10 protein-coding genes and 1 pseudogene are annotated in these 12925 nt (G+C 73.0%); 8 read left to right on the forward strand and 3 right to left on the reverse strand.

The genetic code is table 11. From position 1 onward, the window contains the following. Positions 1–15: 15 nt before the first annotated feature. Complete coding sequence (locus tag IW249_RS08970; RefSeq protein WP_196920312.1) at positions 16–1059, reverse strand: DUF4192 domain-containing protein; 1044 nt, start codon at positions 1057–1059, stop codon at positions 16–18. Positions 1060–1232: 173 nt separating this feature from the next. Here IW249_RS08970 and IW249_RS08975 point away from each other — a divergent pair, with 173 nt between their 5' ends. The 5 genes from IW249_RS08975 (at position 1233) to IW249_RS08995 (ending at position 7910) form a co-directional block, all read left to right on the forward strand. Further along, positions 1233–2147: a fructosamine kinase family protein gene (locus IW249_RS08975; protein WP_196920313.1), complete on the forward strand. Its 915-nt coding sequence runs from the start codon at positions 1233–1235 to the stop codon at positions 2145–2147. Then, positions 2144–3157: a GTP 3',8-cyclase MoaA gene (moaA, locus tag IW249_RS08980; RefSeq protein ID WP_196920314.1), complete on the forward strand. Its 1014-nt coding sequence runs from the start codon at positions 2144–2146 to the stop codon at positions 3155–3157. Before IW249_RS08975 ends, moaA begins: the two co-directional genes overlap by 4 nt. Before the next feature lie 2 nt (positions 3158–3159). Further along, positions 3160–3414: a MoaD/ThiS family protein gene (locus IW249_RS08985; RefSeq protein ID WP_196920315.1), complete on the forward strand. Its 255-nt coding sequence runs from the start codon at positions 3160–3162 to the stop codon at positions 3412–3414. A 13-nt stretch (positions 3415–3427) separates the two neighbouring features. Beyond that, positions 3428–4672, forward strand: a complete 1245-nt coding sequence (locus IW249_RS08990; protein WP_196920316.1) for a metallophosphoesterase — start codon at positions 3428–3430, stop codon at positions 4670–4672. A 61-nt stretch (positions 4673–4733) separates the two neighbouring features. Beyond that, positions 4734–7910: a UvrD-helicase domain-containing protein gene (locus tag IW249_RS08995; RefSeq protein ID WP_196920317.1), complete on the forward strand. Its 3177-nt coding sequence runs from the start codon at positions 4734–4736 to the stop codon at positions 7908–7910. 167 nt (positions 7911–8077) lie between these two features. On the opposite strand, the gene IW249_RS09000 is transcribed toward IW249_RS08995, so the two are convergent. Together IW249_RS09000 and IW249_RS09005 are read right to left on the reverse strand one after the other, a co-directional pair. Further along, positions 8078–8731, reverse strand: a complete 654-nt coding sequence (locus IW249_RS09000) for a prepilin peptidase (RefSeq protein WP_196920318.1) — start codon at positions 8729–8731, stop codon at positions 8078–8080. Positions 8732–8741: 10 nt separating this feature from the next. After that, the gene (locus IW249_RS09005; RefSeq protein WP_196920319.1) at positions 8742–9746 is read right to left on the reverse strand and encodes an EamA family transporter; all 1005 of its coding nucleotides are present in this window, start codon (positions 9744–9746) and stop codon (positions 8742–8744) included. 369 nt (positions 9747–10115) lie between these two features. Here IW249_RS09005 and IW249_RS34960 point away from each other — a divergent pair. The 3 genes and pseudogenes from IW249_RS34960 to IW249_RS09020 form a co-directional block, all read left to right on the forward strand. Beyond that, positions 10116–10577 (forward strand): annotated as a pseudogene (locus tag IW249_RS34960) (LppU/SCO3897 family protein); the annotation flags it as partial. 500 nt (positions 10578–11077) lie between these two features. Beyond that, entirely contained in the window at positions 11078–11527 is a 450-nt protein-coding gene (locus IW249_RS34965) for an LppU/SCO3897 family protein (protein WP_196924707.1), read from the forward strand. A gap of 154 nt (positions 11528–11681) precedes the next feature. Continuing rightward, positions 11682–12923, forward strand: a complete 1242-nt coding sequence (locus IW249_RS09020) for an ATP-binding protein (RefSeq protein ID WP_196920321.1) — start codon at positions 11682–11684, stop codon at positions 12921–12923. Positions 12924–12925 lie beyond the last annotated feature (2 nt).

A 12925-nucleotide genomic window follows, 5' to 3' on the forward strand; every position in this document is an offset into this window, starting at 1 on the left:
GCGCGGCGGGGTCGGTCAGCGGCGGCCACGTCGACTCCGTTTGCGGGGGCGGATGACCCCGGGCATCCCGACCGACGGCCAGCCGTCCAGTTCGGCCGGGGGCACGCCGCGCCGGAGCAGGTCGTCCAGCAGCAGGGCGAGCGAGTAGTCGGGGTGCAGGTCGAGCGTGCGTTCGAGAGCGACCGCCGCCAACGCGCCCTGTCCGGCGCGCCAGGCGGCGAACGCCAGCAGCGCGCCGGGGGCGGCGGCAACCTCCGGCTCGGCGCGGCGCAGCACGTCGGTCCAGAGGGCGATGTCCCGGTCCCGGCCGTCGGTGCGTTCCCACGCGTGATCGCGCACCGGAAGGTGGGTCATCAGCAGGCTCAACCAGGCCACCTCGTCGTCGTCGAGCCGCTCACCACGCCGCTGCCGGCGCTGGGCCTCGCGGACCGCCGCCACCCCGGCAGCGCGCAGCGCCCGCGCCCCGAGCAGGTCACTCTCGGGCGCCTGCTCGATCAACTCGGCCAGTCTCACCTCGGCGCGGGCGGTGGCCGCGCGGGCCGAGTCCCGGGCCGGGCCGTCCACCGGCGCCACCTGCGCCACCAGGGCGGCCCGGTCGGGGAGTGCGACCTGACCGGCGAAGACCGCCGAGGCGGTCACCCGATTGACGGTCGGGTCGTAGCGGCGGCCCTCGGGTGGACAGCAGTCGGGCTCGGCGCAGAGATAGGACCACCAGCGGCCGTCGGTCACCCGCAGCGCGTCGAGCACGTGCAGCCCGAGGTCGTTCAGCGCGTCGCGCACCGCGTCCACCGCCGGGGTGACCCGCTCCGGTTGCCCGTAACCCACAACTGTGGCGGCCTCCGCGCCCTGCCGGCGGATCACACCGGCCAGATGCCCGGCCAGCCCGCCCGTATCCGTCGGGTCGGGCAGGTCCGCCCGGGCGGCGAAGATGATCTGCCGGCCGACCAGCGCCACGGCGACCACGCTGTCGGTGGGGTGGAACCCGAGGAGGTACGGCACGGCGGCGATCAGGTCGGCGGGTGAGCGGACGGCGAGCTGCGGGCGTTCGGTCGAGGTCATGTCGGAAGCCTGCGGTGGGGGCATCTGGCCCTGCCACCCCTGTGGATGACACGCGACTTATCCACAGTTACTGAACGTGTTTTCCCTGCTCACGCCACACCTACGAGTGCGGAAAGAGTGCCGATGTCGTCGGGCGACACCTGGCTGTCGTAAGGAGCGGTTACCGTGCGCTGATGGACCTGGCGTACCTGCGCGCGCATCCGGCACACCTCCCGACCTTCCGGACCCATCAGCGGCTCCGGGAGACGCCGGTGGCCGGTGGCGACATCTGCGCCGCCGCCCGGCTCACCCTCGACGACGGCCACTCCGTCTTCGCCAAGTCCTGGCCGGAGGGCGCCGACCGACCGGCGCCGGAGGGCTTCTTCGCCGCCGAGGCCGCCGGCCTGCGCTGGCTGCGGGAAGCGGGCACTGTCGGCGTACCCGAGGTGATCGTGGTGTTGCCGGAGCTGCTGGCGCTCGACTGGGTGGAGCCCGGCGAACCGACGCCGGAGGCCGCGGAGCGCTTCGGCCGGGAGTTGGCCGGGCTGCACCGGGCGGGCGCGACCGCCTTCGGTGCCAGCTGGCCCGGGTTCATCGGCTCGCTCCCTGCGGACAACACCCTCACCGACGGGCGCTGGTCGACCTGGTTCGCCGAGCGCCGCCTCGTCCCCTACCTACGACGCTCGGTCGACGGTGGCGCGCTGACCAGCGCCGATGCCGCTCTGGTCGAGCAGGTGATCGGTCGCCTCGACGGGCTCGGCGGCGACGAGCCGCCCGCGCGCATCCACGGCGACCTGTGGCCGGGCAACGTGCTGTGGGGGGTCGACGACCGCGCCTGGCTCATCGACCCGGCCGCGCACGGTGGGCACCGGGAAACGGATCTCGCCCAGCTCGCGCTCTTCGGCGGCATCCCCCACCTGGATCGGGTGCTGGCCGCCTACGAGGAGAGTTGGCCGCTGCCGGACGGCTGGCGTGACCGCGTGCCAGTGCATCAGCTGCATCTGCTGCTCGTGCACACCGCACTCTTCGGTGCCAGTTACCGAGATGTGGTCGTCCAGACCGCCCGTGCCGTCCTGGGCCGGGCCGAGCGCGCTACGGTCGACAGGTGAGCGCCGCCCCGGGGACCGACGGCGTCCTCGTCGACCGGTATGGCCGCGTCGCCCGGGACCTGCGCGTGTCCCTCACCGACAAGTGCAACCTGCGCTGCACCTACTGCATGCCGGCGGAAGGTCTGCCCTGGCTGGCCGGCCCCGAGCTGCTGACCGACGAGGAGATCGTCCGGCTGGTCCGGGTGGCTGTCGAGCTGCTCGGCGTGACCGAGGTGCGATTCACCGGCGGTGAACCGCTGATCCGAGCCGGGCTGGTCGACATCGTGACCGAGGTCGCCGCCCTCGCACCGCGCCCCCGGGTCTCGCTGACCACCAACGGCATCGGCCTGGACCGGCTGGCCCCGGCGTTGCGGGCGGCCGGCCTGGATCGGGTGAACGTCTCACTGGACACCCTGGACCCGGACCGGTTCACCAAGCTCACCCGCCGCCCCCGCCTCGACGCGGTGCTGGCCGGGCTCGCCGGGGCGGCGGCCGCCGGGCTCAGCCCCGTGAAGATCAATTCAGTGCTGATGCGTGGTGTCAACGAGGACGAGGCGCCGGCGCTGCTCCGCTTCGCCCTCGATCACGACTACCAGCTGCGGATCATCGAGCAGATGCCGTTGGACGCCCAGCACGGTTGGGCCCGCGACACAATGGTCACCGCCGAGGAGATCCTGGCGTCCCTGCGTACCGTGTTCGCTCTCAGCCCCGACCCGGCGGAGCGTGGCGCGGCACCGGCGGAGACCTGGCTGGTCGACGGCGGCCCCGCCCGGGTCGGTGTGATCGCCAGCGTCACCCGCCCCTTCTGCGGGGACTGCGACCGCACCCGGTTGACCGCCGACGGCCAGGTCCGCGCCTGCCTCTTCGCCACCGAAGAGTCGGATCTGCGCGCTGCGCTGCGCGGCGGCGCGGACGACGACGAGTTGGCCCGGCGCTGGCGTACCGCGATGTGGGGCAAGCGCGCCGGGCACGGCATCGACGATCCCACCTTCCTCCAGCCGACCCGCCCCATGTCCGCGATCGGAGGCTGAGCGTGGAGGGGACACCGCTGACCGTCCGCTACTTCGCAGGTGCCCGCGCCGCCGTCGGCCGCACCGAGGAGGCCGTCCCCGCCGGGCGGTCACTCGACGACCTCACGGCCGAGCTGACCCAGCGCCACGGCGACCGACTCGCCGCCGTGCTGCGGGTGGCGAGTTTCCTCGTGAACGGCGTCACCTGTCATGATCGTCAGGCACCCCTACCGGCCGGGGCGACGATCGATGTCCTGCCCCCGTTCGCGGGCGGCTGAGGGAGGCGCACACATGATGGCGGTTCTGGGGTTCGTGGCTGTCCTGGCGCTGGTCACCGGTCTCATCCACCTCTACCTGTGGAAGCGGCTCGTTCGGGACACCACCACGCCGGGCCGCTGGCGACGGATCGGCGGGATCGCCGCTCTGGTGCTGGCCCTGCTCGTTCCGGTCACCCTCGCCGGGACGCAGGCCGGGCTCTACTGGCTCGCCTGGCCGGGCTACCTGTGGCTCGCGCTGATGTTCTACCTGCTTGTCGTACTGGTCGTGCTGGAAGTCCCGATGCTGGTAGCCCGGCTGGTGCTGCGCCGCCGGGTGGTTGCCGCGGAGCCGACCACCGCCGCCCCCGAGCCGGTGCTGGTCGGTGCCGCCGGGCCGACCGAGCCGCCGGCCGCCGGTGCTGTCGCGGCACCGGACCACGACCCGTCCCGTCGGTTGCTGCTGGCCCGTGGGGCGGCCATCTTCGCCGGCCTCACCGCCACCGGCGTCACCGGGTACGGCATCCGCACGGCGCTCGGCCCGCCCCACCTCGACCGGGTACGGATTCCGCTCGCCAAGCTCCCCCGCAGCATGGACGGCCTGCGCATCGCCACCGTCTCCGACATCCACCTCGGCCCGCTGCGCGGCCGGGCGCACACCGAGCGGATCGTCGCCGCGATCAACCGGCTCGACGCGGACATCGTCGCTGTCGTCGGTGACCTGGTCGACGGGTCCGTGGCCGAACTCGGCTCGGCCGCCGCGCCCCTGCGCGACCTGCGCTCCCGCTACGGCAGCTTCTTCGTCACCGGCAACCACGAGTACTACTCCGGCGTGGAGGAGTGGGTCCAGGAGGTCGACCGGCTCGGTCTGCGGGTGCTGCAGAACCGGCGGCAGGAGATCCAGGCCCGGGGCGGTGTGCTCGACCTGGCCGGGGTGAACGACCTCACCGCGGTGGGCACCGGCCTCGCCGCCGGGCCGGACTTCGCCGCCGCCCTCGGTGACCGCGACCCGAGCCGCCCCGTGGTCCTGCTCGCGCACCAGCCGCTGGCGGCCAAGGAGGCGGCCCGCTACGGCGTCGACCTGCAACTGTCCGGGCACACCCACGGCGGGCAGATGGTGCCGTTCAACCTGGCCGTCGGGCTGGAGCAGCCGGTGGTCAGCGGGCTCGGCGAGGTCGACGGCACCAAGGTCTACGTGACAAACGGCGCCGGTTTCTGGGGGCCTCCGGTCCGGGTCGGGGCGGAGCCGCAGATCAGTCTGGTCGAGCTGCGCTCGGCATAGCGGAGGTCACGTCCGCGCGTGGCGGCGGGTGGCCGGCGCGGCGGGCGTGACAGGATGCGGCGTGCCCCCGTTCAGCGCCGTACCCCCCGGTGGCCTACCGCCATTCGTCGCGGACCTGCACATCCACTCGAAGTACTCGCGCGCGTGCAGCCGTGACCTCACCCTGCCGAACCTCGCGTGGTGGGCTCGGCGTAAGGGCATCGGCCTGCTCGGCACCGGCGACTTCACCCACCCCGCCTGGTACGACCACCTGCGGGAGACGCTGCGCCCGGCCGAGCCAGGGCTCTACCGGCTCGACCCGGAGGCGGAACGGGACATCGCCCGGCGGCTGCCACCCCGGCTCGCCGGGACGGCGGAGGCGGACCCGGTCCGCTTCATGCTGAGCGTGGAGATCTCCACCATCTACAAGCGGGACGACCGGACCCGCAAGGTGCACCACCTGATCTACCTACCGGACCTGGACGCGGTGGCCCGGTTCAACACCGCGCTCGGCCGGATCGGCAACCTCGGATCTGACGGCCGACCGATCCTCGGACTGGACTCCCGCGACCTGCTGGAGATCACCCTGGAGGCCAGCCCGGACGGCTACCTGGTGCCCGCGCACATCTGGACGCCCTGGTTCTCCGCGCTGGGCTCGAAGTCCGGCTTCGACGCGATCGCGGACTGCTACGCCGACCTGGCCGAGCACATCTTCGCCGTGGAGACCGGGCTCTCCTCCGACCCCGCGATGAACTGGCGGGTCGGCAGCCTGGACGGCTACCAACTGGTGTCCAACTCGGACGCGCACTCGCCGCCGGCGCTCGGTCGGGAGGCGACAGTGCTGACCACCGAACGGAACTACTTCGCCGTTCGGGAGGCGCTGCGTACCGGTGACGGCCTTGCCGGGACGATCGAGTTCTTCCCGGAGGAGGGCAAGTACCACGCGGACGGGCACCGGCTGTGTGGGATCAACTGGTCTCCGGAGCGCACCCGGGCCGCCGGCGGGCGCTGCCCCGAGTGCGGCAAACCCCTCACCGTGGGTGTCCTCAGCCGGATCGAGGAGCTGGCGGACCGCCCGGACGGGCACCGGCCGGCGCACGCGCGGGACGTCACCCACCTGGTGCCGCTCGCCGAGATCCTCGGCGAGATCAACAAGGTGGGTGCCCGGTCGAAGAAGGTCGAGGGGCGGTTCAACGAGCTGCTGGCCGCACTCGGCCCGGAGCTGGAGATCCTGACCACCACGCCGCTGAGCGACATCGCGCAGGCCGGTGGTGAGCTGCTCGCCGAGGGCATCGGGCGGCTGCGGCGCGGCGACGTGCGCCGGGTGCCCGGTTACGACGGCGAGTACGGCGTGATCACGCTCTTCGACAGGGCCGAGCTGGGCGCGCAGGAGACACTGTTCGACGTACCGGTGCCGGCGCAGCGACGGCCTGCGGAGTCGGCTCCCCGGGTCGCGGCCAAGCGCCCGGCGGCGAAGGCGGAGCCGAAGCGGAAGCCGACCCCGGCACCCGCGCCGCCGATCGCGTCGCCGCCGTCTCCGCACGAGCCGTTCGAGCCGATGCTCTCCGGCATGGAGGAGGTCGGCACCGGCCTGCTGGACCGACTGGACGCCATGCAGCGGGTGGCCGCCTCCGCACCCGGCGGCCCGCTGCTCATCGTGGCCGGCCCGGGCACCGGTAAGACCAGGACGCTCACCCACCGGATCGCGTACCTCTGCGCGGAGCTGAACGTCTTTCCCGAGCACTGCCTGGCGATCACGTTCACCCGCCGGGCCGCCGAGGAGCTGCGGCACCGCCTCGACGGCCTGCTCGGCCCGGTCGCCGAGGACGTCACAGTGGGTACGTTCCACGCGCTGGGGTTGACCATCCTGCGGGAGAACGCCGACGCGGCAGGCCTTCCGGTCGACTTCCGGATCGCCGACGACGCCGAGCGGGCGGCAGCCCGCGCCGAGGCCGGCGACGACAGCGCCGCCTACACCTCGCTGCTCCGCAAGCAGGATCTGGTCGACCTGGACGAACTGGTGACCCTGCCGGTGGAGCTGCTGCGGGCCGACCGGAAGTTGGTCGAGCGGTACCGGGACCGCTGGCGGTGGATCTTCGTCGACGAGTATCAGGACGTCGACGAGGTGCAGTACGAGCTGCTGCGGCTGCTCAGCCCGGCCGACGGCAACCTCTGCGCGATCGGCGACCCGGACCAGGCGATCTACTCGTTCCGGGGTGCCGACGTCGGCTACTTCCTGCGTTTCTCCGAGGACTTCACCGACGCCCGGCTGGTCCGACTCAACCGCAACTACCGCTCGTCGGCCCCGATCCTGGCCGCCGCCGTGCAGGCCATCGCGCCGTCCTCGCTGGTCCGGGGCCGACGACTGGACCCGGCCCGGCTCGACCCGGAGGCCCCGCTGGTCGGGCGCTACCCGGCGGCGTCGGTGGCCGAGGAGGCCGACTTCGTGGTGCGTACCGTCGACGACCTGGTCGGTGGGCTGTCGCACCGCTCGCTGGACTCGGGTCGCATCGACGGCCGGTCCACCTCGCTGTCGTTCTCCGACATCGCCGTGCTGTACCGCACCGACGCGCAGGCCGCCCCGATCGTGGACGCCCTGACCCGGGCGAACATCCCCGTTCAGAAGCGTTCCCACGACCGGCTGCGGGATCGGCCCGGGGTGGCTGCCATCGCCCGCGAGCTACGGCACGCCGACGGTCTGGCCGGCTCGCTGGCCGCCCGGGTGCGGCTGGCCGGTCAGGTGGTCGCCGAGCGGTTCGCAGTGCCCACCCTGGACGGCGCGGGCGGCACGGTCCGTCCCGAGGACGTCCGCTCGGCGGTGGACCTGCTGACCCCGCTGGCCCGACGTTGCGGCGACGACCTGGAGACCTTCCTGTCGCAGTTGGCCACCGGCGCGGAGGTGGACGCGCTCGACCCGCGCGCCGAGGCGGTCACGCTGCTCACCCTGCACGCCGCGAAGGGCCTGGAGTTCCCGGTGGTCTTCCTGGTCGGCGTCGAGGATGGGCTGCTGCCGCTGCGCTGGCCGGGCTCGGCCCCTGACGAGGACGCCGTCGCCGAGGAGCGTCGGCTGTTCTTCGTCGGCCTGACCCGGGCCCAGGACCGGCTGTACGTGAGTCACGCCGCCCGTCGCACCCGCCACGGCACCGAGCGCGACTGCGCGCCCTCCCCGTTCCTTGGCACCATCGACCCGGGCCTCTTCGAACGCTTCGGCGAAGCCGAACCCCGCCGCCCCAAGGACCGCCAACTCCGCCTGATCTGACCGACGTCCCCGCCCGGCACCCGGCACCCGGCACCCGGCACCCGGCACCCGGCACCCGTCGATCTTGCACTTTCGGTCGCCGTTGTGCGTGGGATGCTCCTTATGTCGGCGCAGAAACTGCAAGATCGACGGAGGCGGGGGGCGGGGGCGGGGTGGGGCGGGGTGTGTTAGTCGAGGAGGACGGCGAGCCAGGCGCCGGCCAGCAGGGCCGGGCCGAGGGGCAGCAGGGTGTTCCGGTGCACCTTCCGGGCGGCGAGCAGACCGAGGACCAGGCCGCCGTGCAGCAGATGCGGCAGGAGCAGCCCCGCCAGCAGGGCATCCCGACCCGACCAGCCGAGCGGCAGGCCGAGGACGGCGGCGAGCTTCACGTCCCCGAAACCCAGCCGGGAGCCGGGCAGCACTGCCAGCAGCACGTGCGCCACGCCCGCGACCGCCGCACCTCCCAGCGCGCCGAGCAGCCGGCCGGGAGTGCCGGACAGCAGCGCCGCAGCGGTCAGACCACCAAGGGCCAGCGTCCCGGCGACGAGGACCAACGGGTCGGGCAGCCGCAGGCAGGCCAGGTCGACCCGGGCCAGCACCAGACCGACCGCCGCGACCGCCAGGAAGACCGGCAACGCCGGGTCGTCACCCACGCCGACGGCGAGGCCGACAAAGACGCTGGCCGCGACCATCGGTTCGCCCCAGGGCCGCCGGACCGGCTGCCGCCCCGGGAACGCCCGTGACCGGGCGTCCGGCGTGGTGAAGCGCCACGACACCGGGGGTACGACGAGGCCGACCAGCGCACCGAGCAGCGCGATCGACACCAGCGCGGCGGCCGACATGGGCCGGACGTTACTGGCGGTCGCGCACCGGCGTGGCCCCCGAACGTGATCCCGTGCCCGCCCGACGCGGCCGTTCGGTGGACACCACCAGGGCGACCCCGACGACGATGACGGCACCACCGAGCAGCACCTGTGCGGTGATCGGCTCAGCCACCAGCAACGCGCCGAGCGCCACCGCGACCGCCGGGTTCACGTAGGCGTACGTCGACACCAGCGAGATCGGCGCGTTCTGCAGCAACCAGACGTACGCGGTGAAGGCCACCAGCGAACCGGCCACCATGAGGTAAACCAGTGCCAACCAGGACCGGGTGCTGACCTCCGCCGGGTGGAAGTCGGCCAGTTCGCCCCGACCGGCGGCGACGACCGCCAGCACCAGCGCGCCGGCCACCATCTCGTACACCGTGGCCACGAACGGGTCGGCGGGCATCCGGATCCGTCCGGACAGGAACGACCCGGCCGACCACGAGGCGGCCGCCGCCACCACTGTCAACGCCCCGAGCAGCGGCACCGCTGCCGAACCACCGCCGGGCAGCACCAGCAGGATGAGGCCGACGAAGCCCACCGTGACCCCGGCGAACGTCCAGATCGGCGGCCGGTCCCCGGTGGCCGAGCGCAACAGCACCACCAGCAGCGGCACCGTGGCCACCAACAGCGCAGCGATCCCGGACGGCACCGCAACCCCCGGCGGTCCCGATTCAGCGAGCACCACCAGACCGTTGCCACCAGCGAGCAGGAGCACCCCGACCAGCGCGGCCGAGCCGAGTTGCCGTCGGTCCACCCGCAGCGCGCCGGGACCTCGACGCAGTCGCAGCACCACCGCGAGGATCAGGCCGGCCACGGCGAACCGGAGGGTGGCCGACAGCAGCGGAGGCAGTGTCTCCACTGCGATCCGGATGGCCAGGTAGGTCGACCCCCAGAGCAGGTAGACCACGATCAACGCGGTCCAGATCAGGGTTGGCGTGGCGCTGGCGCGACGGCCGCCGAGGGCCGTGGCGCTCGGTGAAGGTGAGCTCATCAGTGGACCACGCTACGGTGACCTCGGAGTCCGCGTCCCGCTTTGGTGGCCGGCCTCTCACCACTCGTGCAGGAGGGCGGCATGACGAACTACGGACAACCGGGGGGCGGCCACCCGGGGCCGTGGCGTGGGCAGAGACCCGACGAGACGCCGGCTCACCCGGGGCAGCAGCCCTACCCGCCCGCGCCGGAGTCCTACCCGCCGGCGGTCCCGTCGTACCCACCCGCACCGCAGGGAGGACCCGGGCCGTACGGCGGCCCACCCACCCCGCCCTACGGTCCCGAGCCCCGCGCGCCCTACGGCGGCTCGTACCAGCCGACCCCGAACTACGGCGGGCAGCCGTACCGGCCCGACGAGCAGTACGGCGAGGTTCCGGCACCACGCCGACGTGGTGGAGGGCCGCTGATCGCGGTACTGGCCGTCGTCGTCCTGCTGGTGGTGGCCGCCGCCGGCGTGTTCTGGTTCCGCCGTGGGCAGAGCGACCCGGCGCCGGCAGCCGCGCCGAGCAACTCGGCCGCCGCCGGTGAGCCCAGCGCGGACGCGGTCGAGCCCACGCCGAGCGCCGCCGCGCCGGAGTCGTCGGCAGATCCCCGGTTCGCGAAGGTCGGCCAGTGCGTCCGTAACGACGGCACCGCCGGCGGCAAGCCCAAGCTGCTGATCAGCGGCTGTACCGCCAAGTCGTACGAGGTGCTGAGCCGGATCGACGGCCCGACCAGCGGCGAGCGGGACGCCGAAGCCAAGTGCGGCAAGGTAGAGGGCTACACCAACTGGTACTTCTTCGACAGTGAGCTGGACACTCTCGACTTCGTCCTCTGCCTCAAGCAACGCTGAGACCACCCACCCCCGGGGATGACATGACGACCTACGGACCTGCGGGTTCCGATCAGCCGGACGACAAGTCCCAGCGCCCGCCCAGCGGGCCGGACAGCTCACCACCGGTCGACCCGACTCTGCCCCAGTGGAGCACCCCGCCGGCCGCGGAGGACCCGACCCGGCAGCAGTGGGGTCCGCCGCCGACCGACGCGGAACCACCGACGGCACCCATGTGGGCGCCGCCGCCCACCGACCCGGAGCCGCCGACCACGCCGATGTGGGCGCCACCGCCCACCTCGGGCTCGGGATACCCGCCGCCCGGCCCGTACCCACCGGCCGGCCCGACCCCGCCCTCGTCGGGGCCGGGTTACCCGCCGGCCGGGCCGACGCCGCAGTCCGGGCCGTTCCCACCGCCCGGGCCGTACCCACCGGCGGGCCCGATGCCCGGTCAGCCGGCCGGCCCGATGCCGGGTCAGCCGCCCGCGCCGTGGGGTCAGCAGCCGCCCGGCGGCTACGGGATGCCACCCGTTGCGCCGGTGAAGAAGACCGGCCGCAACGTCGCTCTCATCATCACTGTGGTGGTGCTGCTCGTCCTCTGCCCGTGCCTCGGCCTGGCCGGTTGGGCGGTCTGGAAGGTGGCCGACGCTGGCAGCGACGCCGCGCGTACCCCGTCGACGAGCGCCCCGGTCGTGCCACCCGCTCTGCCCAGCGACGCCCCGACGTCGGCCGCGCCGACTCCGGACGAGGAGTTCGCGCGGGGTGACTGCGTGGTGAACGACGGCAGCGAGGACGACGCTGAGCTGCGCAAGGTGCCGTGCGGCCCGAACACCTATCAGGTGCTGCTGCGGATTCCGGCGACCACCGACGGCGACCGGTGCGAGACGCTCGCGCCGCAGGCGACAGCGAACTACGTGCACGACAACTCGGTCGACCTGTTCGACTACGTGCTCTGTCTGAAGAAGCGCTAGCCCGATCCGGCCGATAGGGTCCGATTGCCAAAACTAGGGCTGTCTAGCGTGGACGCTAGACAGCCCTAGTTTGTGGTCGATGGTCTCGACACGCCGGTAGCCCCATCTATCCATGTCTAGCCTCGCAGCTAGATGGCCCGATAATCTGCGATGCGTGGATCCGGTCCGCAACCCGTACGCGCCGGGCGCCGGCCAGCGTCCGCCCGAACTCGCCGGGCGGGGGCGGGAGCTCGACGTCTTCGACATCGTGCTCGAGCGCATCGCCCGGGGCCGACCCGAGCGCAGCCTGATGCTCACCGGGCTGCGGGGCGTCGGCAAGACGGTCCTGCTCAACACCCTCCGGTCGCAGGCGATCAACCGACTCTGGGGCAGCGGCAAGATCGAGGCCCGACCGGATCAGTCGCTGCGCCGACCGGTCGCCGCCGCGCTGCACATGGCGGTCCGGGAGCTCGCCCCCCGCCACCGCGCACCAGACCGGATCGACGCGTTCCTCGGCGTCCTCAAGGCGTTCGCCCAGCGGTCCACCCCGACCGGCCGGTCCGGTGCCGCCACCAAACTGCGCGACCGGTGGCAACCCGGCATCGACGTGCCGGCCGCCAGCGGCCGGGCCGACTCCGGCGACATCGAGATCGACCTGGTCGAGCTGTTCAGTGACGCCGCCGCCGTGGCCAGCGACGTCGGCACCGGCATCGCCATCTTCATCGACGAGATGCAGGACCTCGGCCCGGAGGACGTGTCCGCGCTCTGCGCCGCCTGTCACGAGCTGTCCCAGCTCGGCGCGCCGCTGATCGTCGTCGGCGCCGGCCTTCCGCACCTGCCGGCCGTGCTCAGCGCCGCCAAGTCGTACTCCGAGCGGTTGTTCCGCTATCAACGCATCGACCGGCTCGACCGGATCGCCGCCGACCGGGCGCTCTGCGCGCCCGCCGAGCGCGAGGAGGTCGAGTACGAGCAGAAGGCACTTGACCTGCTCTACGAGAAGTCCGGCGGCTACCCCTACTTCGTGCAGGCGTACGGCAAGGCGACCTGGGATCATGCGCCGCGTTCGCCGATCACCGCGGCCGACGTGCGGGTCGCGGCGCCCGAGGCGGAGGCCGAACTGGCGGTCGGGTTCTTCGGGTCCCGGTTCGAACGGGCCACTCCCGCCGAACGCGAGTACATGCGCGCGATGGCCATGATGTCAGCGGTCGAGGGCGAGCCCGGCGCGGTGGTCCGCGACGACATGGACGCCGCGGTGCCCACCGCGGAGATCGCCCGTGCCCTGGGTCGCAAACCGGCCAGCCTTTCCCCAGCCCGGGACGCGCTCATCAAGAAGGGCTTGATCTACTCCGGGGAACGGGGCACTGTCGCCTTCACGGTCCCGCACTTCGGCCGGTACCTGCGGACCCAGCCGGCCTGACC

The sequence above is a fragment of the Micromonospora vinacea genome (genome assembly GCF_015751785.1).
GTDB lineage: Bacteria > Actinomycetota > Actinomycetes > Mycobacteriales > Micromonosporaceae > Micromonospora > Micromonospora vinacea.